The sequence below is a fragment of the Corynebacterium vitaeruminis DSM 20294 genome, assembly GCF_000550805.1.
Classification (GTDB): domain Bacteria; phylum Actinomycetota; class Actinomycetes; order Mycobacteriales; family Mycobacteriaceae; genus Corynebacterium; species Corynebacterium vitaeruminis.
In genome coordinates this window covers 2,480,809-2,506,886 of the sequence record NZ_CP004353.1, presented here as the reverse complement: position 1 = coordinate 2,506,886, position 26,078 = coordinate 2,480,809, and the positions used below count along the sequence as shown (strand labels likewise).

25 protein-coding genes are annotated in these 26,078 nt (G+C 65.5%); 17 read left to right on the top strand and 8 right to left on the bottom strand.

The features are described 5' to 3' along the window. Nucleotides 1-4: 4 nt before the first annotated feature. The 3 genes from B843_RS11395 to B843_RS11385 all read right to left on the bottom strand — a co-directional run bounded on the left by B843_RS11395 (nt 5) and on the right by B843_RS11385 (nt 2,204). Nucleotides 5-517: a MarR family winged helix-turn-helix transcriptional regulator gene (locus B843_RS11395; RefSeq protein ID WP_025253619.1), complete on the bottom strand. Its 513-nt coding sequence runs from the start codon at nt 515-517 to the stop codon at nt 5-7. Between the two features lie 100 nt (nt 518-617). Continuing rightward, nucleotides 618-1,823: a lipase family protein gene (locus B843_RS11390; RefSeq protein WP_244877331.1), complete on the bottom strand. Its 1,206-nt coding sequence runs from the start codon at nt 1,821-1,823 to the stop codon at nt 618-620. A 90-nt stretch (nt 1,824-1,913) separates the two neighbouring features. Continuing rightward, nucleotides 1,914-2,204: a rhodanese-like domain-containing protein gene (locus B843_RS11385; protein WP_025253617.1), complete on the bottom strand. Its 291-nt coding sequence runs from the start codon at nt 2,202-2,204 to the stop codon at nt 1,914-1,916. 137 nt (nt 2,205-2,341) lie between these two features. Between B843_RS11385 and B843_RS11380 the strand changes: the two genes are divergently transcribed. Together B843_RS11380 and B843_RS11375 are read left to right on the top strand one after the other, a co-directional pair. Further along, nucleotides 2,342-4,183, top strand: a complete 1,842-nt coding sequence (locus B843_RS11380) for a subtype A tannase (RefSeq protein ID WP_025253616.1) — start codon at nt 2,342-2,344, stop codon at nt 4,181-4,183. Between the two features lie 11 nt (nt 4,184-4,194). Further along, a complete protein-coding gene (locus B843_RS11375; RefSeq protein WP_025253615.1) occupies nt 4,195-4,614 on the top strand; it encodes a hypothetical protein in 420 nt (139 codons plus the stop codon). Here B843_RS11375 and B843_RS11370 read toward each other — a convergent pair. Then, nucleotides 4,574-5,305, bottom strand: a complete 732-nt coding sequence (locus tag B843_RS11370) for an endonuclease domain-containing protein (protein ID WP_155895156.1) — start codon at nt 5,303-5,305, stop codon at nt 4,574-4,576. The two genes, B843_RS11375 and B843_RS11370, sit on opposite strands and share 41 nt — an antisense overlap. Nucleotides 5,306-5,830: 525 nt before the next feature. After that, a complete protein-coding gene (locus B843_RS11365) occupies nt 5,831-6,307 on the bottom strand; it encodes an inorganic diphosphatase (protein ID WP_025253613.1) in 477 nt (158 codons plus the stop codon). Between the two features lie 84 nt (nt 6,308-6,391). Between B843_RS11365 and dacB the strand changes: the two genes are divergently transcribed. The 10 genes from dacB to B843_RS11315 all read left to right on the top strand — a co-directional run bounded on the left by dacB (nt 6,392) and on the right by B843_RS11315 (nt 15,329). Beyond that, on the top strand, nt 6,392-7,639 hold the full coding sequence (gene dacB, locus B843_RS11360) for a D-alanyl-D-alanine carboxypeptidase/D-alanyl-D-alanine endopeptidase (protein WP_025253612.1): 1,248 nt from the start codon (nt 6,392-6,394) through the stop codon (nt 7,637-7,639). Continuing rightward, on the top strand, nt 7,640-8,587 hold the full coding sequence (gene tilS, locus B843_RS11355) for a tRNA lysidine(34) synthetase TilS (RefSeq protein WP_025253611.1): 948 nt from the start codon (nt 7,640-7,642) through the stop codon (nt 8,585-8,587). Beyond that, nucleotides 8,587-9,174 carry a hypoxanthine phosphoribosyltransferase gene (gene hpt, locus B843_RS11350; RefSeq protein WP_025253610.1) on the top strand — a complete coding sequence of 196 codons (588 nt, stop codon included), beginning with the start codon at nt 8,587-8,589 and terminating at the stop codon, nt 9,172-9,174. Before tilS ends, hpt begins: the two co-directional genes overlap by 1 nt. Before the next feature lie 9 nt (nt 9,175-9,183). Beyond that, nucleotides 9,184-9,639 carry a DIP1984 family protein gene (locus tag B843_RS11345; RefSeq protein WP_025253609.1) on the top strand — a complete coding sequence of 152 codons (456 nt, stop codon included), beginning with the start codon at nt 9,184-9,186 and terminating at the stop codon, nt 9,637-9,639. 348 nt (nt 9,640-9,987) lie between these two features. Then, on the top strand, nt 9,988-12,501 hold the full coding sequence (ftsH, locus tag B843_RS11340) for an ATP-dependent zinc metalloprotease FtsH (protein WP_025253608.1): 2,514 nt from the start codon (nt 9,988-9,990) through the stop codon (nt 12,499-12,501). After that, complete coding sequence (gene folE, locus B843_RS11335; RefSeq protein ID WP_025253607.1) at nt 12,501-13,076, top strand: GTP cyclohydrolase I FolE; 576 nt, start codon at nt 12,501-12,503, stop codon at nt 13,074-13,076. The genes ftsH and folE overlap by 1 nt, the downstream gene beginning before the upstream one ends. 25 nt (nt 13,077-13,101) lie before the next feature. Then, nucleotides 13,102-13,977, top strand: coding sequence for a dihydropteroate synthase (folP, locus tag B843_RS11330; RefSeq protein ID WP_034650834.1), 876 nt, complete (start codon nt 13,102-13,104; stop codon nt 13,975-13,977). Between the two features lie 5 nt (nt 13,978-13,982). After that, nucleotides 13,983-14,354 (top strand): dihydroneopterin aldolase, encoded by a 372-nt coding sequence (gene folB / locus B843_RS11325; RefSeq protein ID WP_025253605.1) that lies wholly within the window; start codon nt 13,983-13,985, stop codon nt 14,352-14,354. A gap of 3 nt (nt 14,355-14,357) precedes the next feature. Next, nucleotides 14,358-14,849, top strand: coding sequence for a 2-amino-4-hydroxy-6-hydroxymethyldihydropteridine diphosphokinase (gene folK, locus B843_RS11320; RefSeq protein ID WP_025253604.1), 492 nt, complete (start codon nt 14,358-14,360; stop codon nt 14,847-14,849). A gap of 15 nt (nt 14,850-14,864) precedes the next feature. Continuing rightward, nucleotides 14,865-15,329 (top strand): DUF3180 domain-containing protein, encoded by a 465-nt coding sequence (locus tag B843_RS11315; protein ID WP_025253603.1) that lies wholly within the window; start codon nt 14,865-14,867, stop codon nt 15,327-15,329. 65 nt (nt 15,330-15,394) lie between these two features. On the opposite strand, the gene B843_RS11310 is transcribed toward B843_RS11315, so the two are convergent. After that, nucleotides 15,395-16,807, bottom strand: coding sequence for an HNH endonuclease signature motif containing protein (locus B843_RS11310; RefSeq protein ID WP_025253602.1), 1,413 nt, complete (start codon nt 16,805-16,807; stop codon nt 15,395-15,397). Between the two features lie 177 nt (nt 16,808-16,984). Here B843_RS11310 and B843_RS13315 point away from each other — a divergent pair, with 177 nt between their 5' ends. Genes B843_RS13315 through B843_RS11295 form a run of 3 tightly spaced genes read left to right on the top strand, consistent with a single transcriptional unit; the run spans nt 16,985 to nt 19,757 of the window. Next, nucleotides 16,985-18,238 (top strand): DUF6779 domain-containing protein, encoded by a 1,254-nt coding sequence (locus B843_RS13315; protein ID WP_155895155.1) that lies wholly within the window; start codon nt 16,985-16,987, stop codon nt 18,236-18,238. Between the two features lie 18 nt (nt 18,239-18,256). Next, nucleotides 18,257-18,934 (top strand): 6PGD fold domain-containing protein, encoded by a 678-nt coding sequence (locus tag B843_RS11300; RefSeq protein WP_025253600.1) that lies wholly within the window; start codon nt 18,257-18,259, stop codon nt 18,932-18,934. A gap of 4 nt (nt 18,935-18,938) precedes the next feature. Continuing rightward, complete coding sequence (locus B843_RS11295) at nt 18,939-19,757, top strand: pantoate--beta-alanine ligase (RefSeq protein WP_025253599.1); 819 nt, start codon at nt 18,939-18,941, stop codon at nt 19,755-19,757. Between the two features lie 39 nt (nt 19,758-19,796). On the opposite strand, the gene B843_RS11290 is transcribed toward B843_RS11295, so the two are convergent. Next, nucleotides 19,797-21,863, bottom strand: coding sequence for a PhoX family protein (locus B843_RS11290; protein WP_025253598.1), 2,067 nt, complete (start codon nt 21,861-21,863; stop codon nt 19,797-19,799). Between the two features lie 203 nt (nt 21,864-22,066). Here B843_RS11290 and B843_RS11285 point away from each other — a divergent pair, with 203 nt between their 5' ends. Further along, nucleotides 22,067-23,257, top strand: coding sequence for an alpha/beta hydrolase (locus B843_RS11285; protein WP_025253597.1), 1,191 nt, complete (start codon nt 22,067-22,069; stop codon nt 23,255-23,257). Here the strand turns inward: B843_RS11285 and B843_RS11280 are convergent. Beyond that, nucleotides 23,254-24,153, bottom strand: a complete 900-nt coding sequence (locus tag B843_RS11280; protein ID WP_025253596.1) for a carbohydrate kinase family protein — start codon at nt 24,151-24,153, stop codon at nt 23,254-23,256. The genes B843_RS11285 and B843_RS11280 overlap by 4 nt on opposite strands. Before the next feature lie 121 nt (nt 24,154-24,274). Between B843_RS11280 and lysS the strand changes: the two genes are divergently transcribed. Further along, on the top strand, nt 24,275-25,843 hold the full coding sequence (lysS, locus tag B843_RS11275) for a lysine--tRNA ligase (protein ID WP_025253595.1): 1,569 nt from the start codon (nt 24,275-24,277) through the stop codon (nt 25,841-25,843). Nucleotides 25,844-26,078 lie beyond the last annotated feature (235 nt).

Sequence of the window (26,078 nt, the reverse complement as noted above, 5' to 3'; positions counted from 1 at the left end):
GGGGCTAGGCGGGCGTGTTTTCCTCAGGGGTGCCTGTGGTCTCTGCGGGCGCTGTGGTCGCAGTATTCTCAGTGTTCTCAACAGGCGCCCCGATGATCGACTGCGCGAGCTTGCGCAGGTGCTTGAGCTGCTTGGAGGTGGACTCGTCGAGGGCGCGGTCCTCGGCCTCGCGGACGAGTACGAGCAGGTTCTTTTGGTTGTTGCGGCCCTTCTTCGTCGAGGTGACGATCTGTCGGCGGCGGTCCTTGGGGTCGCGCTCGCGCTTGACCCACTGCCTGTTCTCCAGCGAATCGATGAGCCGCACCATGTCGGAGGCGTCGATGGCCAGCACCTCGCACAGCGCCGACTGGCTCGACGCGTGGCTGGTGGTCAGGCACGTGAGCACCCAGTACTCGCGCAGCGTGAGCCCCCTCTGGCCCAGCGCCGCCTCGACCTCGTCGCGGGTGCGTCGGCGCAGTCTCTCGAGCTGGAACGACGGCGACTCGAGCAGGTCTGCGGGAAAGGTGGGAAATGTCATGCCCCATACGTTAAGGCAGGAGCTGAGGTTTCGCTGGGATTGATGGGGCGAACCCACCTTTTGTGGGGTCTTTTATTTCATTTTCTTTGCTTATCGACGCCTAGCCTTCGGCGAGTTGCCCCATGACCCACGCGAAAGCGGGCTCGAAGGACGACGCCAGCGGACCTACGTGCCCCTGCATGCGCACGAGGAGCGGCGCCGGGTCCTCCTGGTAGTCCACGGCCGCGCCGCGCTCGCGCCAGCCCGCCACCATCTCCCGCGCCTGGGCGGCCGGGATGATGTCGTCGTTGGTGCCCTGCATGATGAACATCGGGATGTCCGGCGCAACGGTTCCCAGGCGCTGCTCCTCGAAGTAGGGGCGGAACTGCTCCTCGGCGAGGACGTCCGTGATCCGCTGCCCGGAGCGGGTGTAGATGCTCGAGTCTGGGACGGGCATGGTGGCGAAGGTCTCGAAGATGCAGTCGCTCCCGCCTTGATGGAGCCACGCCACGCCAGCGTCGTTAAGCGTGCTCTCTACCATCTGCTGCAGCTCGGGGTGCACCTCGTAGAGCCCCGTGACGGCGTAGCCAACCGCGCCGATGAGCGGCGAGCCCTCCAGCGACCGCGCCGTGGTGAGCAGGTCGGCCGGGACGCCGCCCCCGAACCCCGCGACTAGGTTGACGTCCGGCGCGTAGCTCGCGTGCATCTCCGCCGCGGCCGCGGACGCCCCGCCGCCCTGCGAGTATTCCCAGGTGACCTGGCGGGTCGAGGCGTCGATGCCCGGGATCCCCAGCTGGGTAATGGCGCGGCCCATGTCAAGCACCGCCGCGCCCTGCGCGAAGCGGTTCATGTAGGTGTGCGCGCCGAGCGTGCCGATGCCCTGGTAGTCCGTCATGGCCACCGCGAAGCCGCGCTGCAAAAGGACGGAGACAGGCAGCTCCTCGTACTCGGTGCCGTAGCCGATGAGCTTCGACGGGGCACACGCGTCGCCCGCGCCCTGGGTACCGGGGGCGAACAGCGCGACCGGGCGCCCGCCGGGGCCGGTCCATGGCGCGGACGGCACCATGATGATGCCCGTGACCGGCACCGTTCGGCCGGTCGGGTGGGTCGACGCGTAGGAGAAGCGCTTGGCCTCCACGACGCCGTCCAGCACCCCGGCTGGCACGTCCTGGACGCTCAGCACCGCGCCGGGGGCCTCGCTGCTGGGAGCGGGGACCGTGGAATAGAACCCGCCCGGGTCCGTGTTGGGGACGATCTGCAGCGCGTTCGCGCTGGTGGGGGCCAGCGCCGCGCAGGCGGCGAGGAGGGCGAAGAGGGTTCGGCGCATAAGTGACTCCTTGTGAGGAGGAACATACTGCATCCTAAACGCCGAAACGCCCGTCCCGGAAGACCGGGACGGGCAGCGTTCGTACGAATCCTAGCTCTCGGTCGGCAGGCCAGCTGCGACCCAGCCGTCGGTGCCGCCAGCGACGTTGATGGCGTCGATGTCGCGGGTGGCGAGGTACTCGCAGGCCTTGGCGCTGCGGCCGCCGGCCTTGCAGATGACGTAGATGTCCTGCTCGTCGTCGATCTCGCCGACGCGGGAGACGAACTCGGACAGCGGGATGTTCTTGGCGCCGCGGGCGCGGACGGCGGCGAACTCATCGACCTCGCGGACGTCGATAAGCTGGGCGTTCTCGGGGACTTCGGTGACGGTGACTTCTCTCATGTGGGACATCTTAGCCAGAAACAAACCTGTGAATGCTAAAGAAGGTTGCTGGGAGGAGTGTGCAACCGGGCTGAATCGGGCAAATTGGGTGTTTAACTGGTTTCGTTCGCACAATCTCATCCGCCTGAGGAGCAGAAATGACCACTCTCATCAACCGCAGAAATTTCCTTTTTGGTTCGGCCGTCGTCGCCGGGGCGGGGGCGCTGGCGGCGTGTTCGTCCAACTCCTCGTCCTCGGGGACCTCCGCCGCAGGCACGACGTCGGCAAGCAATAATGCAACCGAGCTCTCCATGGACGGCAAGGGCTGGTCCTACGACGAGACCAATAACGCCTACTACATCTTGGGGCTCACGTACTGCTCCAAGCCGCAGGCGACCGACTATGAGACGCTGTCGCTCATCGTGCCGGGCGCGAGCGTGGACGCCACCGACAATGGTGACGGCACCTACTCGCTGAAGCCGAAGCAGACGACCGCCGCCGTGGTCATGCCGTTGAACACTCCTGGTTACGCGGCGCAGGCGCCGATGACCGAGTACTCCTGGGACACGGTGTCGGAGTACATCGAGGCCGGGCTCGTGTACGCGCACGCGGGCATGCGCGGTAGGGACTCCATGTCCGATTCCTACGTGGGCAACGCGCCGTGGGGCGTTACCGACCTCAAGGCGGCGGTGCGGTTCATCCGCCTCAACGCCGAGTTCATCCCCGCCGACACCTCGAAGGTTTACACCTTCGGCCACTCCGGCGGCGGCGCGCAGTCGGCGGTCATGGGCGCCTCCGGCGACTCTGACCTGTACACGCCGTACCTCGAGACCATCGGCGCGGCCATGACCGGCGCGAACGGCGAGAAGCTTTCCGACGCCATCGCCGGCGCCATGTGCTGGTGCCCGATCACCAGCCTGGACTTTGCCAACCTCGCCTACGAGTGGCAGATGGGGCAGTTTGCCACCACCGGCACGCGTGCCGACGGAACCTGGACCAAGGCCTACTCCAACGACCTGGCCAAGGCCTTCGGCGACTACCTCAACGGGCTCGGACTCGAGGACGGCGGGAAGCGGATGTCCCTTGAGCAGTCCGGCGACGGCTACTTCCTCGCGGGCAGCTACTACGACAAGATCGTCGCCGTGGTGGAGAAGTCGCTCAACGACTTCCTGTCCGTGACCACGTTCCCGTACACGCCGTCGAACACGACGATGGCGGGCATGAGCGTCGGGGTCGGCGGGACTGGTGCTGCGGCGCAGAGCGGTTCCTCCTCGGGTGCCTCGCCGTCTGACGCGGCTGGCGCAGGTGCTGCCGGGGCGTCGGGCGCGATGCCGTCCGGGGGCGGTGCCCCCGCCGGCATGGGACAGCAGGAGGAAGACACGACCACCTACAACACGGTCGAGGAGTATTTCGCCAAGCTCAACGAGTCCGAGACCTGGGCCATCTACGACTCCGCCACCAACACGGCGAAGGTGGATAACCTGCGCGGATTCATCAACAGCCAGAAGAACGCCACCAAGGATGTCGGCGCGCTCGACGGCGTCTCCCGCGGCCAGACCGAGAACACCGTGATGGGCATCGGCGCCTCCGACCCGCTGCACTTCTCCGAGCCGTCGCGCGACGTCATCGAGAAGGCCGACTACTCCAGCTACTCCGACTGGTCCAGCGACTACGGCGCCGACGGCTACGACTCCGACTTCGCCAAGAAGGACGCGGTGGGCATCGACGTGACCACCCGCCAGGACATGTACAACCCGATGTACTACATCAACAAGACCTACCCGGGCTTCGGCGAGTCGACCGTCGCCCCGCGGTGGCGCATCCGCACCGGCATCAAGCAGGGCGACACGGCCACCCCGGTCGAGCTCAACATTGCGCTCGCGCTGACGCAGATGGGTATCTCGGACGTGGACTTCGGCACCATCTGGGGCCTCGGCCACACGATGGCGGAGCTCGAAGGCGACGCCTCCACCAACTTCATCAAGTGGGTCCAGGGCTAAGCTATTAGCCCATGAGCAAAGAGCTGACCCCGCAGCAACAGGCGCTGCTCGCCCGCCTCGTCGGCCCCACCGCGCGCGACAAGCGGCGCCTGACGGGTCAGCTCGCCTGGCGCCTGTGGGTCGTGGTTCTCGTCACCGGCGCCGTCGCCGCTGCGTTCCTGTTTTCTCGCTTGTCGACGCCTATCGGCGGCTCGCTCGCGACCATCAGCGGCCTGTCCGCCCCCTTGGCCCTGCTCGCGACCGCCTGCTGGGCGCTCCGGGTCCCGATCGACCGCCTCCCCCGCATCCTGTTATGGCTCGGCGTCGCGGGGGATATCGTCGGGGTGCTTGGTCTGGTCGTGGCTCCCGGCCAGCCCGCCCTCATCGTGGTGCTGGCCCTGGGGGTGTGGTTCACGCTGGTCGGGCTGGTTTCGGGGATGCTAGCGAGCTGAGTTCGCGCTCCACGAGGGCGACCAGCCGCGCGGGGTTGTCGATGTCCTCGTCGTGGACGCGTAGCACGCGAAACCCCTGCCTCGAGAGGTGGACCTCGCGCTCGCGCTCCTCGCGGATGGCCTGCTCGGCGCTTTGCGAGAAGGTGGCGCCGTCGTACTTCGCCCTGCCGTCGACCTCGACGACGAGCCAGCCGTTGATAAGGAAGTCCGCGCGGAACAGGTGCGGGGCGACGGTGATCTCCTTCTGGAACTCTAGGGTTTCTAGGCCCTTGACCTTGGCTGTGAGCAGTGCCACGCGCGCCCGCGACTCGAGCGGGCTTTCCGACTTCCCCGTCGACAGCGCGATCGCCTCGCGGACCTTGGGTTTTCCGCGGTAGGACTGGCCGTCGAGGAGGAGTTTCTCTAGGGCCTTGCGGTCGAAGCGCGGCAGGCTTGCCCGCAACGAGTCCATGGCCACGACTCCCGCGGTCACGCCGTGGAACCTCGTGACGTCGATGAGCGTGCGGGGCAGCGAGGTCATCCGAGCGCCGCCCACGGTGATCACTGATTCCTCCGGGAGGAAGGCGCTGCGGTAGTGCTGATAATCGCGCCGTGTGCTTTTCCCTGGGGGCTTCACGCTGCCGACGTAGTTCAGCTCAACCTTCTTGGGAGTGCCCAGCACCCATAGGTTCCACAGGAGTGCGCTGCTCAAGCTGCAGACAGTCGCGCTGGTGGTAACGAGGGCCTGGGCTGCGGTTAGAGCTCGCATCCTCTCCCAAGGCGGCAATTCGCGGTGACGATCCGGGTCATGCGCGATTTCGGGTATGAGCGCAGGCCATTTGCCTTCCCGGCGTTCGGCCCAAAACTGTGCGTCGGAGCAAGGCTTCTTGCGGAGCTCGATCAGGCCATATTCTTCTATCCAATTGCTCCGGCTTGGTAGGAGCTTGCCAGTGCGGCGATCCCTGAGAAATTGCGGAGCAAGGCGCGGTCGATTCAACGAGATTCCCCCAAAAGTCGTTGGTGCCCTTGTCAGGGTACCGAGGTGGGAGGGGAATCGCATGGGGAACGGGGTTCGGTCGAACTCAGTGGGTCGAACTCAAGGAAAAATATACCCCAGGGGGGTATTGAAAAACCGTGCCTTCGACCGACTGACTTCGACCGAGCCCACGGGAGCCCACGGGAGCGCACGAAAAAGCCGCCCGGCGCACCTTCGCGGCGCGCCGGGCGGCCCTTAAAACTAGCCCTGGAAGCGAGCGATAGCCTCGGCGTGGATCTTCTCGGCCTCGGCCTTGTCGCCCCAGCCGGAGCCGGTGACTTCCTTGTTCGGCTCGAGGTCCTTGTAGTGAACGAAGAAGTGCTCGATCTCGTCCTTGAGGAAGTCGGAGACGTCCGCGATGTCCTGCAGGTGGTTCCAGCGGACGTCGTCGATGACGCAGAGGAGCTTGTCGTCGCCGCCGGCCTCGTCGGTCATCTTGAACACGCCGAGCGGGCGGGCCTTGACGATCACGCCCGGGAACACCGGCTCCGGGAGGATGACGAGGGCGTCCAGCGGGTCGCCGTCCTCGCCGAGGGTGTGGTCAATGAAGCCGTAGTCGAGCGGGTAAGCCATCGGGGTGAACAGGTAGCGGTCGAGGTAGACTTTGCCGGTCTCGTGGTCGACCTCGTACTTGTTGCGGGAGCCCTTCGGGATCTCGATGGTGACCTCAATGCTCATGTGGGAATACTCCTTGTGTCAAAAGAGAGACGGATTATCTGTCAATATCCTACCCGCTCGGCCCTGCGGGTTAGGCTAGTGGGGATGAAAGGCACGAAGTGGTGGGTAGCGACGGGGGTTACGACCGTCGCGGTGGCAGCAACAGTAACCGGCGGGGTTTACTTCTCCCAGCGCATGGCGCTCGATCACGGCGAGGCGCAGGCGTTGCCCACGCCCACCCGCCAGATCGAGGCCTTCGCCCAGGATCAGCCGGTGGACAACACCCAGCTCGCCGTCACCCTCCAGCAGCTGGCGCAGGATCCGGCGTTGGGAACCTTCGGCGCCCGCGTCGTCGACGTGCAGTCCGGCGAGGTCGTCTACGAGAAGGTCCCGATGAACGCCCTGCAGCCCGCCAGCTCCACCAAGCTGCTGACCTCGGTCGCGGCGCTCAAGACGCTGGGCTCGCAGGACCGGATCACCACCACGGTCGTGGCCAGCGGAACCATGGTGACCATCAAGGCCGCGGGCGATGTGTGGATGACCTCCGAGCGCCTCGACGACCTTGCCAACCAGATCAAGCAGAAGGTGCCCACCGTGGATCAGGTGCTGGTGGACACCTCCGCGTGGAAGGCACCCAGCTTTGCCAGCGGCTGGGACTCGGCCGACATCGAGGCCGGGTACATCGCGCCGATGGAGCCGATCATGCTCTACGGCGCGCGCATCGGCGCCACCGAGGGCGAGGTCCCGCGCAGCCACACCCCGGCCTTCGACGTCGCGGCGGCGCTGGGGCAGCGGCTCGGCACGAACACCATCGGCTACACCGATTCCTCCGAGGGCGACGAGGTCGCCAGCACGCAGTCGCCCACGCTGGAGGAGCGGCTGACGATGATGATGGCGGAGTCGGACAACGTCATGGCCGAGGCCATCGGCCGCGAGCTCGACGCCACCGATCCGGCCGGCCGCGTGCAGAGCATCCTGAAGGACGCGGGCTTCGACCTCACCAACACCTACATCGAGGACACCTCGGGCCTGAGCACGGCGAACGTCGTCACCCCGGCGCTGTTGTCCCAGCTCATGACGGCCACGGTGAAGGAGAGCGCCCTGCGCCCGCTCATCGAGACGCTGCCGGTGGCAGGTGCCACGGGCACGCTCGCGGATCGCTACGCCGATCTCTCCGGCCGCGGCTGGGTGCGTGCGAAGACGGGCACGCTGACGGGCACGTCGGCGCTGGTCGGCATCGTGCCCAACGCCACCGGCCACATCTACTCCTTCGGGCTCATGTCCAACGGCTCCGACGTCGACTCCGCACGCAAGGCGCTCGACCGCTTCACCTCGGCGATTCGCGAGTCGTAGATGCAGCCGTTCTGGCCTCGTCACTCGCCGTTTTTCCTTGCTTGTCGACGGTCGCTTCGCGACGTCCCCGGCAATCCCGTGATCGGGCTCTCGGGAGGGGCCGACTCCCTGGCCCTAGTGGCCGCGGCGCGGGCCGAGGGCCGGGAGGTCCACGCGGTGGTCGTCGACCACGGCCTGCAGCCCGGATCGACCGAGGTGGCGGCCGCGGCGGCCGCGCAGGCCCAGGCGCTCGGCGCCACCGCCGAGGTCGTCCCGGTGATCGTGGGGGAGGGCAACGTCGAGGCCAGGGCCCGCGAGGCCCGCTACCGGGCGCTGCGGGAGGCCGCCCGAGCGCGAGGCCGCGCCCTCTGGGTCGCCCACACCGCCGACGATCAGGCCGAGACCGTGCTGCTCAGCGGCCTGCGCGGCCAGCTCTCCGCGATGAGCGTCCACGGCGAGATCACCCGCCCCTTCCTCCGCGTGCGCCGCGCCGATACCCGCGGGGCCTGCGCCGAGTTGGGGCTCAAGCCCTGGGACGACCCCATGAATGAGGACCCCGCCTTCCTGCGCGTGGCCCTGCGCCGCGAGGTGCTTCCGCTGCTCGGAGAGCTGGCGGGCAGGGACCCCGTCGAGGCGCTGGCGGCGGCCGGGGCGCTCGTGGCGGAGGACCGGGAGCTTTTGGACGAGCTCGCGGCCGGCGCCTTCGCGGAGGCCAGCCAGGGGGAGGGGTTGGTCGTCGACAAGCTAAGAAAGCTTGCGCCAGCGCTACGGCGACGGGTTCTGGCCGCGTACCTCCACGAGCGGAAGCTGAAAGTCTCTGCCGCCATCTTGCAATCGATTGACTCGCTCGTGACCAGCTGGTCTGGGCAGGGCGGAGTCGCGGTCGGGGGAAATTCGCGTGAGAGGTTGGAGATAGTGCGCAAAGATGGCAAACTTTGCGTTATCGCAAGGAGAAAGGCAACCAGCTAATGCACGACACCAAAGACTTCAATGTCCCGGCAAACCGCTACGGCAATGACGTCGAATCCATCCTCATCTCCGAGGAGGTACTGCACGCCCGCATTCAGGAGCTCGCGGACATGGTCTCCGAGAAGTACAGGGACACCGAGGGCGACCTCGTCCTGGTGTGCGTGCTCAAGGGTGCCGTCTTCTTCATCACCGACTTCGCGCGCAAGCTGAGCATCCCGGCGCAGCTCGAGTTCATGGCCGTGAGCTCCTACGGCAACTCCACCTCCTCCTCCGGCGTGGTGCGCATCCTCAAGGATCTGGATCGCGACATCGCGGGCCAGGACGTGCTCATCGTCGAGGACATCATCGACTCGGGCCTCACGCTCAGCTGGCTGATCCGCAACCTGAAGAACCGCGGCCCGCGCTCGCTCGAGGTGGTCACCCTGCTGCGCAAGCCGGAGGCCGTCACCGCGAAGGTGGACCTGCTCGACGTGGGCTTCGACATCCCCAACGAGTTCGTCATCGGCTATGGCCTCGACTACGCCGAGCGCTACCGCGACCTGCCGTACGTGGGCACGCTCAACCCGCAGGTCTACGGGGACAACTAGGGAGGATTGATGCTGCTCGCAGAGGCGCTCGCCGAGCGCGCCGAGGCCCAGAACCGGCTGAAGAAGCTCACCGAGCGGCTGGGGGCCGTCGCGCGCGTGCAGGAGGGGGACACCCCGGAGGAGGACCCGCAGGCGCTGCTCGAGGAGGCGGAGGCCCTGTTCGGCACGATCGAACAGCTCATTCGCCGCATCAACGCCACCAACCTCAACACCGCCTTCGACGAGACCCGCACGCTCACCGATGCCATCGCCCAGCGCGATTCGGCCCTGCTCAAGCGGCGTTTCTACACGCAGATGGCGGACACCTCCTCCACCCGCCAGGACCGCTTCAGCCGCAACGAGATCCGCTACGTCTCCGCGCTCAACGTGGCTGAGCTGCGCACGAAGGCGGATCAGGCGTCGAAGGAGTATCGCCTGCTCGATACGCGCATCCAGCAGCTCAACTGGATGACAGAGCTGCAATAGGAGAGTCGGTAGTTCGTTTATCGACGGCGCATCTGGCGGATATCTAGCCCATGGAACGCGGGCGAAGCGTACCACCCATTGATCAGCTCCATCGCGCACGGAGTAACACACAAAGTGCAGGCGCCGAACTGGGTACACGTGTAAGCAGCATTGCTCACATTTCACAACCGAGATATCGAAGCTGCGTTTCGGCCGAGAAGCGGACGAGGGTTGGGTTCGGGGACTCCTTCTTCTACTGCCCGCCTGGGGAACGAAAAGCCTCAGGCGGGCGTTAGGGTATTGTTTGAGGATTGCTTCAAGCGTTACACGAGAAAGGGCTGCAGGCTTCCTGCGGCAGTTGAAGGCTGAATGAAGAACAAGAAAACACTCCGGATCGGCGCGGCCGCAGCGATCGTGCTGATCGCGCTGTATCTGTTGACGCTCTTTGGCAATGACGCGCGTGGGTACCAGGAAGTAGACACCAGCGTCGCCATTACTCAGCTCGAGCAGAACAACGTCTCCGAAGCCCAGATCGACGACCGCGAGCAGCGCCTGCGCCTGAAGCTGAAGAGCGGCATCAGCGAGGACGGTCAGGACAACATCACCGAGATCATGGCGAAGTACCCCGCCCGCTCGGCGGATGACATCTTCTCCAAGGTCCAGAGCTCGCAGACGGACAAGTACACCACCAAGGTGACGCAGGACAGCTTCATCATGTCCATGCTCAGCTACATCCTGCCGATGCTCATCATCTTCGGTGTGTTCATGTTCGTGTTCTCCCGCATGCAGGGCGGCGGCATGGGCATGTTCGGCTTCGGCGGTTCTCGCGCCAAGGAGCTCAACAAGGACATGCCCACCAACACGTTCGCCGACGTCGCGGGCGCCGACGAGGCGGTGGACGAGCTCCAGGAGATCAAGGACTTCCTGCAGGATCCGTCTCGTTACGAGGAGCTGGGCGCGAAGATCCCGCGCGGCGTGCTGCTCTACGGCCCGCCCGGCACCGGTAAGACCCTGCTCGCCCGCGCCGTGGCCGGCGAGGCCGGGGTGCCCTTCTACTCGATCTCCGGCTCCGACTTCGTGGAGATGTTCGTCGGCGTCGGTGCCTCTCGTGTGCGCGACCTGTTCAAGCAAGCCCGCGAGCACAGCCCATGCATCATCTTCGTCGACGAGATCGACGCCGTGGGCCGCCAGCGCGGCTCCGGCATGGGCGGCGGCCACGACGAGCGCGAGCAGACGCTCAACCAGCTGCTCGTGGAGATGGACGGCTTCGGCGACCGCGAGGGCGTCATCCTCATGGCGGCCACCAACCGTCCCGACATCCTCGACCCGGCGCTCCTGCGCCCGGGCCGCTTCGACCGCCAGATCCCGGTGGGCAACCCCGACCTCAAGGGCCGCGAGCAGATCCTCGAGGTCCACGCCAAGGGCAAGCCGCTGGCTAAGGACGCCGACCTCAAGGCGCTGGCCCGCCGCACCGCTGGCATGTCGGGTGCCGACCTCGCCAACGTCCTCAACGAGGCCGCCCTCCTCACCGCCCGCATCGGCGGCAACGTGATCACCGCCGACTCCCTCGAGGAGGCCACCGACCGCGTGATCGGCGGACCGCGCCGCTCCAGCAAGGTCATCTCCGAGAAGGAGAAGAAGGTCACCGCCTACCACGAGGGTGGCCACACCCTCGCCGCGTGGGCGCTGAAGAACATCGAGCGCGTGTACAAGGTGACCATCCTGGCCCGCGGCCGCACCGGCGGCCACGCCATGACCGCGTCCGAGGATGACAAGGGCATGTACAACCGCGACGAGCTCTACGCTCGCCTCGTGTTCGCCATGGGCGGCCGTGCCGCCGAGGAGCTCGTGTTCGGCGAGCCCACCACCGGCGCGTCCGCCGACATCGAAATGGCCACGAAGATCGCCAAGTCCATGCTCACCGAGTACGGCATGAGCCCGTCGCTCGGCCTGGTCAAGTACGGCGACGAGCAGGGCGACCCGTTCTCCGGCCGAGGCAGCCAGGGCACCCTTGAGTACTCCCCGGCGACCGCCGCGCAGATCGATCAGGAAATGAAGTACCTGATGGACAAGGCGCACGAGGAGGCCTACAACATCCTCGCGGAGCACCGCGACTACTTGGATAAGCTTGCCGAGAAGCTTCTGGAGAAGGAGACCCTGCGCCGCCCCGATCTCGAGGCCCTTTTCGACGGGATTACCCCGCGCGAGGTCGGCGACGTCTTCCCGAACGAGGACCTTCGCTTCCCGCGTCAGGTTGGTCGCGAGCCGGTCAAGACCCCGACGGAGCTCGCGCTCGAGCGTGGCGAGGAGCCGCCGAAGCCGTTTAGCCTCCTCGAGGCATCCAAGGCCGCCCGCGCCAAGCGCGAGGCCGAGCTCGCCGCCCGCAACCAGGGGTTGTCCCCGGTCGCTCCCGTCCAGGGGCCAGCCACCGAGGAGGAGAAGGGGCTGGGCTCCATGGCGCAGCCGGAGATGCCTGCCGATACTGTCCTGCCCGAACAGCCGGATCCCCAGCGTCGCTACGGCGGGACCCCGCCGCCCGCAGGCTGGACCGCGCCGGGGTGGCCGCCAGCGCCGACCGAGGGGCAGACGGAGAAGAACCCCTACGCCGCCAAGCCGCACCCAGGGCTGAAGGCGTATGGCGAAGAGGCTCCGGAGGCTCCCGCCGCGCCCGCTCAACCCGCCGCACCCGTGGAGGAGATCGGCTTCCGGCTTCCGGAGAACGAGCGCACCGAGCACGCCTGGAACGACGAGCCCTCCCAGCAGGGTGAGCAGGATGGGCAGGAAGACGGGGACGAGGGCGGGCGCCACCGCGCCCCCCACGCCCGGGAAAACGACGAGACCCAGGTGATCCCCAAGATTGATGACGAGAAAGAAGAACATTAATGGCCACCGGAACCTTTGACCGCGAGCGTGCTGAAGCTGCTGTTCGTGAACTGCTCATCGCCGTCGGCGAGGATCCGGACCGCGAGGGGCTCATCGAGACCCCCGCCCGCGTGGCCCGCGCCTACGAGGAGTGCTTCGCTGGCCTGCGCACCGACCCGAAGGAGGTGCTCAGCAAGGTGTTCAACGAGGAACATCGTGAGCTCGTCCTCGTGCGCGACATCCCGATCTACTCCACCTGCGAGCATCACCTGGTCCCATTCTTTGGCAAGGCGCACATCGGGTACATCCCCGGCGACTCCGGCAAGGTGACCGGGCTGAGCAAGCTCGCGCGGCTGGTGGACCTGTACGCCAAGCGCCCGCAGGTCCAGGAGCGCCTCACCTCGCAGGTGGCCGATGCGCTGGTGGAGAAGCTCCAGGCACAGTCCGTCATCGTGGTCATCGAGTGCGAGCACCTGTGCATGGCCATGCGCGGCATCCGCAAGCCGGGCGCCACGACGACCACCTCCGCGGTCCGAGGCGGTTTCCAGCGCAACGCCGCCAGCCGCGCAGAGGCGCTCGCGCTGATTCGCAGCTAGACCTCGGCTAGTAACATGACCTTCTATGCGTGATCCCGTCCTTGGAATTGAAACGACCCTGCCCGATCGCTGCCTCGTGATGGGCATCGTCAACGTCACCGAAGATTCGTTCTCGGACGGGGGCCGGTACCTTGACCCCGCCAAGGCGGTCGCGCACGCGAAGCAGCTCGTGGCCGAGGGCGCGGACATCATCGACGTCGGCGGCGAATCCACCCGTCCTGGGGCGAGCCGGGTGGAGGCGGGCGTCGAAAAGCAACGCGTGGTTCCGGTGATCGAAGCGCTGCACGCTGAGGGAATCCGCACCTCTGTGGACACCATGCGCGCGTCTGTCGCGGCCGCGGCAGCGGAGGCTGGCGTCGATCTCATCAACGACGTTTCCGGTGGGCTCGCGGATCCCGAGATGTTCGCTGTCATGGCGGATGCGAAGGTGCCGGTCTGCCTCATGCACTGGAAGACCGTGCGTTTTGGCGACGCCGCGGGGCAGGCCGACCACGGCGGCGACGTGGTGGCCGACGTGCGCGCAACGCTCAATCGCCTCGTCGAGAAGGCCCTGGCCGCAGGGGTGAAGGAATCCGCCATCACGCTCGATCCCGGCCTCGGCTTTGCCAAGTCAGCGCAGGACAACTGGGCCCTCCTCAAGGCACTCCCCGAGTTCATCGCGGGTGAGTTCCCCGTTCTCGTGGGTGCCTCCCGCAAGCGCTTCCTCGCCGCGTTGCGCCCTGAGCGCGGTTTTGCTTCTTCGCTTGTCGACGCCAAGGACATCGCCGCAAATGCCGACCCAGCAACCGCGGCTGTGACTGCCATCGCCGCCTCGGAGGGCGCCTGGTGCGTGCGCGTCCACGACGTGGCCGTGTCGCGCGATGCCGTGGACGTCGCGGCCCGCTGGAAGATGGGAAGATAATCAGCATGGCAGATCGCATCGAACTCACAGGCCTCAAAGCGCGCGGCTACCACGGCGTCTTCGACTTCGAAAAGCGTGAGGGTCAGGACTTCGTCGTGGACATGGTCTGCTGGCTGGACTTTTCTGCCGCCGCCAAGAGCGACGATCTCGCCGACACCATCAACTACGCAGAGCTCGCGCAGATTGCCCATGACGTAATCACGGGAGAACCGTATGATCTGATTGAAAAGGTTTCGGCGACGATAGCGGATCGAGTGATGGAGAGCTTTGGCCAGCTCTTTGCGGTGGAAGTCACCGTTCACAAGCCAAGCGCGCCGATTCCGCTGGACTTTGCAGACGTCGCCGTGGTGGCGCGCCGCTCGCGAGGAAGGGTGTAGATCGTGCTTCGGGCAGTTCTGTCCGTGGGGTCGAACATGAACGACCGCTACGGGTTGATCCTCAGCGTCTTCGAGGAGTTCAGGAACGAGCTGGTGGCCAGCTCTAGGATCTTTTCGACGCCGCCGTGGGGTGTTGAGGACCAGGACGAGTTCCTTAACGCGATCCTCATCGTCGAGGTGGACCTGACCCCGATGGAATTGCTTCGTCGCTGCCAGAAGCTTGAAGAGAAGGCCGAACGGAAGCGCCTTCGTCACTGGGGCCCGCGAACCCTCGACGTAGATATCGTCTGCGCATGGGTGGACGGGGAGCAGGTGGTATCTGATTCCCCAGAACTGACCCTGCCTCACCCGTGGGCCCATGCTCGTGCGTTCGTGCTGGTGCCGTGGTTGGACGCCGATCCTCAGGCGAGGCTCCGGGAGACGCCCGTTGCGGAGCTTGTCGCTGGGCTTCCGCAGACAGAGGTCGACGGGGTTGTCCCCACTGATTCGGAGTAGCCGCTTATGCAACCCATGCAGCCAACCACCATCGCCTCGCTCGTTGCCACGGGAGGATTCTGTGCAGCAGCCAGCTTCATCGTGGTGTCTCGCTTCTATGGGCTCTTGGGGCCCGTACCCGTCACTGTCGCGATAACACTGTGGGCAATGGCAGTGTTGTGCGTGATCCTCGCCTACCGGGTGAAGGACCGGATCGATGAGAATCGGATCGGCATGGATCGCAGCCAACTGAACCCACTTTCTGCAGCCCTGTTCATGGTGATCGGGAAGGCCTCGGGTTGGACGGGCTCTATCTTCGGGGGCGTGTACCTGGGCATGGCGGTCTACGTTGTCTCCCAGATCCGACAGCTCAGTGCCGCTGCCGAGGAAGCGCCGGTAGTCATCGCGGCCGCGCTGGGAGGGATGGCGATGTCCGCGGCTGGCGTGTGGCTGGAGCGAAATTGCTCGGTGCCACCGCCTACCGACGGCGAGCCTGCTTAGGACCTGCAGCCCCTTCTTGGGCATACCAAGTAGACACCTGAGCAGGTGTTCTGGTTGCTCTCGCATTAGCCACTGACCCCCTTCAACTTTGGAGGGCTAAGGACGCTTGGCTTGAGGGGTGGGGGTCTGACTCCGTGTTTTAGCCTGATCCCCGGTACCAACCACAGCGCCGGATGGATGTTGGAGCAGGCCGATCGCGACGGATCTTGGCCCCATGGTCTTCGCACCGCGACTGTGCGGTCACCCGTTTGCACTGTCCAGTAACAGCTTCTGTCTATCCGGTTTTCGTCCACTTGGCGGTGGGTGCGTGGATTCAAGAAGACGAGGTTATCCGGGGTGGTGAGGCCACCGTCGGCCCATGCTTCGACGTGGTGGACTTCGCACGCCGCCGCTGGCAACCCGGAACCCGGGGTCTGATCCCCTCCTTGCGATGCGAGCAGACCGAGGTACATGTGGAGGTCAGCGGTGCGCTTGGTGCGAGACAGATGGAGGAGATTTCCGTTCTTGTGATCCAAGATGGCCAGGTACCAGTGCTTTTCGGCCCCCATCTTGAGCAGCTCGTCCAGCGGCAGGGTTGTTCCGACATCCGTAACCGCGACTCCGTTGAACTCGCATAGTTCCTGCAGAGTAAGTGTTGCGACCACTGCCGCGCAGCCCGGCCGGCTTGGTTTCAGTTCATGATCGACCGCGCTGCGAAGGGCGGCTTCGAGAGCATCGTGGCGCCGGTGATCAGGCGAGCGATCATCGTCAGCCTTCTCTTCCAGCAGATCACCCGGCCCCGCATAGTCGTGGAAAACCCGATTGAGAAGCGCCGCCGCACGTGGCTCAAGTAGGCCTCGCACCGGAGTCATGAGGTCGGGGCGTTGCGTCCCGATACGGAAGCTGGCCTGTTCGCGGCGGGCTTCCTCGTCCGCACCAAAACCATGATCCTGCAGCAACTTGATACCTGCCGTACGAAGCCCTTCCGGCGCACTAGCCTCTGCTAGGAGGCAGAGCTTTTCCTCGATGCCCTTTCGTGCCTCGTACTCGCTAACCGGGATCTTCGCCAGCGTCTCAGTGATCGCGCTGAGCGCGGGCAAGCCAATGACTGAGTCGTTGAAGAGAACATCTGCGCGTTCTAGGCGAGGACGTCCCGTTGTGCCATTGAGATTGGCGTTATTAGCGACGTTTGTAAGGTAGCGGAGCTTGCCAACCGGAATGCGCAGGTTGGCCGCGATCTCCTTCTTGAGTTGAGCGCCGGTCCCAGGCTCAATGCGCCTGTCGAACGCCTCTATGTAACCAAGTTGAAGCCGGTCGGCGGTACTGGTGATCGCGCCGATGATCGTGGAGATTTCCTCGTGGTCGGAGAGAGTGAGCTCATCCGCGAACAACTGCGGAATGAGGGCGCCAACCGTTGCTTGAAACGCGGCGCACGCCTGCTTGAGCATTGCCTTAATGCCGTCGGACGTTACGTTGAGATCCCCACCCCATTCGTTCATACATTCGATAATATGGGGAATGATTACTGGTGTCAATAGACAATTTAGAACATGTGTGCTATCTTTGCGTTAGCTGGGGCAGCGATCGTGTGAAATCGGGGAATTTGAAGGGGTTTCTGGATGGTGACGTCGTGCGTCAACACCCGTGAAGTGGGGGTGTGGGGTAGTTTGGTAGCCATGAGTGCCGAGAATCAGGGGAACGACATGACTGCATCGGACGCCGCACAGCGCGAGGATGCCGCAACGGAGCAGGGACAGCGCCTGCTCGTCGCCTTGGTGGTGCTGGCACTACTGGCAAGCATCGTGATGCTTTTTACGGGAAGCGTCGGCGTGCTCAAGTTGGCCTTACTGGCCGCTCTCTGGGCCGCCATCATTGGGCTGTTCCTCGTTAGCCGCTATCGCGTCCAAGCGTCTCGGTCGCAAGCAGCGCTCGAGTCTGAGAAGGCTCTCGGCGAGGCTCGTTTGCATGAGGCAGAGCAGCGGTTTGCGGCCGATAAGGCCCAGCTGAAGGTGGACCTTGAAAAGCAGCTCCGCGAGAACGAAGAGGAAACCCTCAAGGCTATCCGCTCCCAATTGGAAGATTTGCGCGCGCAGCTCGAGTACCTTACCGGTCAGTCTTTGGCTGAACCCGGAATGCTTCGGGCGCAGGCACGTCGGATCATGGAGATCGAGACTGCTACTGACAAAGCGGAGACGACCGTGATCCCCAAGGTCGACTTAGATTCCGAGACCACGATCATCGACAAGGTCGTTGCCCCGGAGCCTCCGCGCCGCTCCTCCGAGGTGCGCGAGCCAGCCAAAGCCACAGCTCAGCGTGAAGAGCCGGTGGAAGAAAAGCATGCGGAGCACCGAAGCGATGAGAAGAAAGAAGAAGGAAAGCTTTCCGTCTCTCAGCTTGCGGCGACGGCGGCATCCAAGTCTCCCTACATCGGCGGCAAGCGCCGCAAACCTGAGGCTAAACCGGAGTTTGAAGGAACCCACGAAGCCGAAGAACAAACTGATTCCACTCAGGAAAAGGCGGCGCCCCGATTCGATACGGGTTCTATGCCCAAGCTCGACTGGGTGCAAGGCGGCGTCCACAAGGACACCGATTCCTCGCTGAGTGCCGACAATGAAGGCAATGAAGCCAATGAAGGCGAGGAGCCTTCCAAGGAACAGCCGTCGCCGTCGGTATCCGCCCCCGCAAGCAATGACGACGCGGCAAAGGACGTGAAGGCAAGTTCCACCAAGCCGAAGGCTCAGCCACTATCGGAACCCGAAGGGAGTGGCGAGGAAAGCCCCGTGACTCCTGCAAGTGAGAAGCCTGCCGCGGATCAAAAAGAAGATGCGGCCGAGGACGTCGCAGCTTCCCATGGCCGGCGCCGCCGAGACGAGCACAGCGGTGCGGTGTCCGTGGCCGACCTGCTCAAGCGAAGCAGGAAGGATAGCTAAGCTGTGCAGGCGCCTCGCATGAGGATTGCCGTGTTCGGCTTCAGCGAGCTGAGCGAACGGCTGCGAGAAGCGGGGCATGAGGTCTTTCAGGCCAGTGAGCCGAGGGAGATCGAGTCGGCGCAGCTCGTCGTTTTGGGTGTGTCGCCCGAGCAGATGGAGTTTTTCGTCGAGAAGCTTGCTGTGTTTGCAAAGCGTGGACAACTCTTCTTGCACTCGTGCCCTCGTTACACGCTGGAGGTGTTCCGCCCTCTGGTGGAGCTGGGCGCCTTGTGCTTCGTCAGCATCGAGACCACGCATGAGGCGTGGTCGGTCACTGCTAGCGACGAGGTCACGGCGACGGTGGGGGAGCTGCTGCTCGCGGAATGCCAGCTGAGGTCGATTTCGGTGCCGGAGTCGAAGCTGCAGGAATTCGTCGCCGGGGTGGCCTTCGCGAGTTTCCGGAACCAGGTCGAGATCATCGCCTACCAGCTGCTGGACCAAGCGGTGACGGATACGGAAACCCAGGTGGAGATCGTCGACAACGCGGCGGGGTCTCGAGCATTGATGGACGTGGGAACCCTCGAGCGCTGTGTGGAGGTCATACCGGAGCCAGCGGATCGGGAAACCTTCCGCCACCTAGCCAAGCGGATGGCGCAGGCCTACCGCGCGCATGACGTGGAGTGGTGGGCGATGAACGAAGGAATGGACAAGGAGTAACGCAGTGGCGTTTAAATTTGGAACCGCGCGAGTCTTTGAGGAATCCCGTCAGATTGGCATGGTGGCCAGCGCGTTTCGCAAGCAGGGCAAGCCGGTGGTCTTCGTTCCGCTCGGCGGCGGGGTTCACGCAGGCCACCGCGCACTCATCAGGGCGGCGAAGCGGATCCCTGGCTCGGTCGTCATCGCATCGCTAGAAGAGGCGAAACCGGACTCGCTGGAGATCCTCCGCGAGGAGAAGGTCGATGCGGTCTTCAGCTACCGCATCGAGGACTTGTGGCCGAAGGGGGCACGCACGATCGTGACGATCCCGGATCACGGGATGGAACCCGCCAGGGAGCTGTCGCAGGCGGCCACGGAGCTGCTCACGCTGCTGCACATCGTCGCCCCCAGCGACGTGGTGATCGGCGAGAAGGACTACGAACTGCTCGTGGGCGTCCAGCGCATGGTCACCGATCTGCGCGTCCCCGTGACCGTGCACTCGGTGCCGACGGTGCGCATGCCCGATGGGCTGGCGATATCGTTGCGTAACGCGGAGGTGGCCCCCGAGGCCCGAGAGCAGGCGCTTGTACTGTCCGCCGCGCTCACCGCCGGGGCGCACGCCGCGGAGGGCGGCAAGGAGGCGATCCTCGACACGTGTAGGCAGGTCCTCGACGCCGCCGGGATCACCCCGGAGTACGTCGAGCTGCGCTCACTGGGGCTCGAGGAGGCCCCGGCCCAAGGGGACGGGCGCCTCTTCGTCGCGGCAGAGATCGGCGGCGTGCGCCTCATCGACAACGTGGGCGTCCCCGTCGGCATTGGTTTCAAGAACGTCGAAGAGAACTAGCGACGACCAAGGCCCGGGGCTCCCACGAACGCCGGATCTTTAGGCGATGCCGACCTTGCCGCCGTTTTCGGGGAAGACCACCACGACGGCCGGGCGGGGCTGGGAGCTGCCGCCGTCGGGCCAGTGGGAGGTGGGAGCCTCGGCGGTGGCGCTGTCGGACTCGCCCGGGTGCTGGACGTTAACCATGACGCGCTCGTCGGTGACGATCGGGCCGCAGGTCTCGGCACCGGCAGGGACGGTGAGGAAGCACTTGACCTCGCCGCGACGGTCGCCCTCGACGGCGACGGCGTAGAGGCCGTCGTTGCTCTTCAGTGCGTTGCCGTCGGTGGAGATCCACAGGTTGCCGAAGGAGTCGAAGGCCACGTTGTCCGGGCAGGAGATCGGCGAGACCTTGGTCTTGTCGAAGCCGCCGAAGTAGGAGTAGGCCATGTTCGGGTCGCCGCAGACCAGCAGCAGGTTCCAGGTGAAGGCGGTGCCCGCGTGGTCGTCGTCCATCTCGAGGACGAGGCCGTTCTTGTTCTCGCGGATCGGCGCGGACTCGTCGACGTCGTCCTTGCCGGCGGCGCCGCGGTAGGAGTTGTTGGTCAGCGCGGCGTAGACCTTGCCGTTCTTCGGGTTGGCCTGGACGTCCTCGGGGCGGTCCATCTTGGTGGCGCCGACCTTGTCGCCGGCCAGGCGGGTGTACACGCAGACCTCGACGGCGTCCATGCCGTCGACGTGCGAGACGGCGGGGCCGTGCTCGGGAACGGTGACCAGCGGGATCCAGGTGCCGGTGCCGTCGAAGGCGCCGTCAGAGGGAAGCTGGCCGGAGCCGTCGATCTCGGAGGCGGGCGAGTTGCCCTCGAGCTTGGCCACGTAGAGGGTTCCCTCGTCGAGGATGCGCATGTTGTTGTCCATGTCGCCCGGGATCATCTTGCGGGTGGAGACGAACTTGTACAGGTACTCGAAGCGGGAGTCGTCGCCGGAGTAGCAGACCACGGTGCCGTCGCCGGTGACGTAGATGTTGCCGGCCTCGTGCTTGAAGCGGCCCATGGAGGTGTGCTTGACCGGGGTGGAGGTGGGATCGAAGGGGTTGATCTCCACGACGTAGCCGAAGCGGTTCGGCTCGTTCGGGGTCAGCGAGGCGTCGAAGCGGGAATCGAAGCGCTCCCACTTGCGCTGGGTCTCGCCGCCGGCGATTCCATAGCGCTTGAGCTTGTCTTTCACGTCAGCGTCGGAAAGCAACTCGGCGTTGCCGAAGTACTGATCGACGTTCTCCTCGCCGGAGAGCATGGTGCCCCACGGGGTGACGCCGCCGGAGCAGTTGTTGAGGGTGCCGAGCACGGTCGTACCCGCGGGGTCGGTGTCGGTCTTGGCGTAGGTGGAGCCAGCGACGGGTCCGCGGAGCTCGAACGGGGTGGACGCGGTGATGCGGCGGTTGAGCGGGCCGAACTCGCGCTTCAGGTCGCCGGAGCCCGGAACCTTGGAGACCTCGAGGATCGTGTGTCCGTGCGCGGCGAGGCCGATCTTGAACTGCTCGAGGGTCGGGCTGGCTGCGTCGTAGCCGTGGAACATCATCGGCTCGGTGGTGTACTCGTGGGAGCACATGTACAGCATGCGGCTGGGGTCGGAGGGGTGCTCGATGAGGCCCGCGAAGTCGTTGTTGAAGCCGAACTGCTGCTCAGCGGCCTCGGGGGTCTGGTTGTCGAAGTCGAACTCCGGTGCGCCCTCGATGACCGGGTCGCCCCAGGCGATGAGCACGGAGGAGGCATACCCCGCGGGGGCGACGATAGCGTCCTCCTTGTTCGGCTCGACGGCGTCGAACTGCATGCCCTGGTAAGCGCCGTCGGTCGCGCCGCCGGTGGAGGATCCGGAGGAACCGAACATGCTCGAGGAGGAGCTGAGCCCCTGAGCGGCGGCGGTGCCGCGCGCCATGGCGGTTCCGGTGCCGACGGCGAGGACGGTCAGCCCGCCCGCCTTGAGCGCGCTGCGGCGGGAGATCTCGCCGAAGTAGAGGTTGGAGGAGCTGTTCTCGTCCTCACCGAAGCAGGCGTTGCCGCATTTGTAGGTGCAGGTGGTGGTGGATCGCGAGGAAGCGAACAGGTTAAGCAGGTTCTTGCCGATCATGGATTTTTGGGCCTTTGCGAGAGATAAAGGTGAGGTTTGCGTCGCTTTACGACGAAAAGAGAACCTACGGTCGCCACATGGCGGGCAAGGGACCCCTACATGAACTTTGAGTTAATCCCACCCCATGTAAATGGCTAGGAAAGGCTACCCTAAAGTGTTTGGAATTGAACGCGCGGCCTCCCGCGCGACGGTTACGAAAGGACATGAACGTGCCTCAAGGCGATCACTCCCGAGCGGTGGCCGACCGATTCTACGAAGATCACGAGGTAGCGGCCCTCCTCGAGAGGGCTGCCGACCCCGCACGCACCTGGAGCGAGCTCGTGTCCGCGGGGACGCCGCTTGCGGATCCCGGCTCACGGCGTATGACGTTCCTCTTTGAATCGCACGAACCCGTGCACCTGTGGATCAACCGGCTCACCGATAAGGAGCGCCATCGGCACGGCGTGATGCTGCAGGCCGAGGGCCTGCCCTACTGGGCCAAGACCGTCACCGTGCCGCCGGACCTCATGGCCTCCTACTGCTTTCGCCGGGCGACGGGGCCGCACCTCGCGGATCCCCACGCGCGCGGCGGACGGCTCGTCGGCGAGGCTGGCTCGCCGCTGGGAACCAGCCTGCTCCTCGGCGCGCGGGCGCATGTGGGCGTGGCGTGGGAATGTCTAGCGGAAACTGAGGCTTCATTCGGCAGGGGCGTCATCGGGCCGCATGAACTCGAAGGCTACTTCTACGCCCCGGCCGGGGCGAAGGGGGAGCTACCCCTGGTCATCCTCTTCGATGCCGACGTCTGGTTCGATCAGATGCACCTAGCATCCGCGCTGGAGCGCGCCATCTCGACCGGGTTGCTGCCCGCCTGCGCCGTCGTCGGGGTCGGCTTCCGCTCGACCGAGCAGCGAAGGAACATCCTCGATCCCGGGAGGAACCTGGTCGACGAGGTACTGCATCCCCTTCGGGCCTGGGCGGGCGAAAGGCTGGAGGAACGCCATTGCGTCGCGGCGCCGTCGGGCGAGATCCTCGCGGGCCAGAGCCTCGGCGGGCTCGTGGCGTTGGTCATCGGTACCCAGGAGCCCGAGCGGTTCCGCGCGCTCATCGCCACCTCGCCCTCGCTGTGGTGGACGCCTGCGCACGACGCCAGCCCAAACGATCTCGCCGCGCAGATCCAGCCGTGGCTGGTCGAGGAGGTCATCGAGACCCTCGACGACGGCGAACAGCTACCGCAGGCCTACCTCTCGGTCGGCCTGCGTGAAGGTCACAGCGTCGCCCACGTCCTCTCGCTGAGCAGAGAGATGCATTCGATCGGCTGGCGCAACAGCGTGCGGCTGATCGACGGCGGTCACGACCTCGCCTGGTGGCGCGAGGAGCTGGTCGCCTCCCTCGCGGACGCGCTCTCGCGGTTCTAGAACTCGGCTACCTCCGCCGCCGTCGGAGGCTGGGCCCCCACGCGCGAGCAGGTAATGCCCGCGGCGGTGACGGCAAACGCGCCGATCTCGGCCCAGTCATCGGCGCTGAAGGCGGCCACTGCGGCGCGCACGTCCTGGCCGCCCGTGCGTCGGGCGATCTGTGCGAGCAGCGCGCCCATGACGGTGTCGCCCGCGCCGATGGTGTCGGCCACGGTGATCTTCCTGCCCGGCACCTCGATCGGGTCCTTGCCGTCGACGATGATGGAGACCCCGTCGCCGCCGCGGGTGATCACCTTGATCGGGGCGGTGGGGGAGTCGAGGAACTCCTCTTCCTCATCGGACAGCTTGAGCAGGTCGACGGAGGGATACAGGGACTCGAGGAAGGCCTTGTGCGCGTCGTTGGCGTAGAAGGGACGGATGTTCGGGTCCAGGGCGATGAAGGTCCCGGCGGCCGACAGCCGGTGGAGCAGCTCCCCGTAGCGGCTCGCGCCGGGGTCGAGCGCCAGGGACACCGTGCCGAAGCAGGCGATGTCGGTCTCGATCGATTCCGGCGGCTGGACCATCCGGTCCGCCGTGCCCTCGATATAAAAGGTGTAGCTGGCGGAGCCGTCTGCGCCGATGGAAGTGAGCGCGAGCGTGGTGGGCTCGGGGCCGCGCTGCACGAGCGCGGTGTCCACGCCCTCGGCCTCGAGCCGGGAGACCAGCTCGTAGCCGAAGCCGTCGGTGGACAGCCGGGAGAGGAACTTCACCGGCGCACCCAGGCGGGAGGCCGCGATGGCCGCGTTGAAAGGGCCGCCGCCGAGGGCGGGAACCAGCGGGCTCAGGCCGCCCGCGGCGGTGGGGACGAGGTCGACCAGACCCTCGCCGCAAACTGTGACTGTGCTGGCGTTTGTCATGGTTCCCAGTCTACTGTTTCCTACCCTTCGGGAGAGGGGTAAAAGCAAAGGCAGGACGTCGAAAAGCAAATGCAGGCCTTGTGTTACTCAATCGCGCTGGCATCGACTACCCTTGATAGCCGTGACTGACGCAAACAAGACCCCAGCAAATGATGTACCTGAGCAGCTCCGCATCCGCCGTGAGAAGCGCCAGCGCCTGATCGACAACGGCGGCGAGGCGTACCCGGTTGTGGTCGACCGCACCATCAGCATCACCGATTTGCGTCAGAAGTTCGAGGCGGTCGCCGAGAAGCCGGAGGACCCGGCGGAAGGCGTTACCTACCTGACCCCGGGCGAGGAGACCGACGTCGAGGTTGCCGTCGCCGGCCGCGTGCTGTTCGTGCGCAACACCGGCAAGCTCTGCTTCGCCGCGCTGCAGGAGGGCAACGGCACCCAGATCCAGGCCATGCTCTCGTTGGCCGAGGTCGGCGAGGAACAGCTCGCCGCGTGGAAGGCCGACGTCGACCTGGGCGACATCGTCTCCATCCGCGGCCGCGTCGTCTCCTCCCGCCGCGGCGAGCTGTCGATCATGGCCACGACCTGGCACATGGCGTCCAAGGCGATCCGCCCGCTGCCGGTCGCGTTCGCCGACATGAGCGAGGACTCCCGCGTTCGTCACCGCTACACCGACCTCATCATGCGCGAGCAGGCCCGCACCAACGCGCTCACCCGCATCAAGGTCATGCGCGCGCTGCGCAACTACCTCGAATCTCAGGGCTTCCTCGAGGTCGAGACCCCGATGCTGCAGACCCTGCACGGCGGCGCCGCGGCACGCCCGTTCATCACCCACTCCAACGCCCTCGACATCGACCTCTACCTGCGCATCGCGCCCGAGCTCTACCTCAAGCGCTGCGTGGTCGGCGGCATCGAGCGCGTCTTCGAGGTCAACCGCAACTTCCGCAACGAAGGTGTGGACTCCTCACACTCGCCGGAGTTCGCCATGCTCGAGACCTACCAGGCGTGGGGCACCTACGAGGACGGCGCGCGCACCATCAAGAACCTGATCCAGAACGTCGCCATGGAGGTCTTCGGTTCCACGACGGTGACGCTTGCCGACGGCACAGAGTACGACCTCGGCGGGGAATGGAAGGTTATCGAGATGTACCCCTCCCTCAACGAGGCGCTGGCCCGCAAGTTCCCCGGCCAGCCCGAGGTCACCATCGACTCCACCGTCGAGGAGCTCAAGGCGCTCGCCAAGGTGGTGGGCCTGGAGGTTCCGGAGAAGGGCGGCTGGGGCCACGGCAAGCTCGTCGAGGAGATCTGGGAGGTACTCTGCGAGGACCAGCTCTACGGTCCGATCTTCGTCAAGAACTTCCCCGTGGAGACCTCGCCGCTGACCCGCCAGCACCGCTCTCTGCCGGGCGTGACCGAGAAGTGGGACCTCTACGTGCGCGGCTTCGAGCTGGCCACCGGCTACTCCGAGCTGGTCGACCCGATCATCCAGCGCGAGCGCTTCGAGGACCAGGCCCGACTTGCCGCCGGCGGCGACGACGAGGCCATGGTGCTCGACGAGGACTTCCTCGCCGCGATGGAGCAGGGCATGCCGCCGACGGCCGGCTGCGGCATGGGCATCGACCGCCTGCTCATGGCGCTCACGGGTCTCGGCATCCGCGAGACCGTGCTGTTCCCGATGGTCAAGCCCGAGAACTAGGCCCCTTACTTTCCAAGCCCCCGGAAGACGACGATCCGCCGGGGGCTTTGGCATGCCCGCCGAAGGCTGAACGTCGACAAGCAAGAAGCCACCTGAAGCGGCGAGAACCGCACGTGTTCGCTACCGGCGTACAGGGCGAAAAGATGCTATTTACCTGCGTAAATGCGGAAATCTGAGCGGGCGTCTGGCACTCAATTTCCCGGAGTGCAAGGAAATGTCGCGTGGGCGCGTTAGA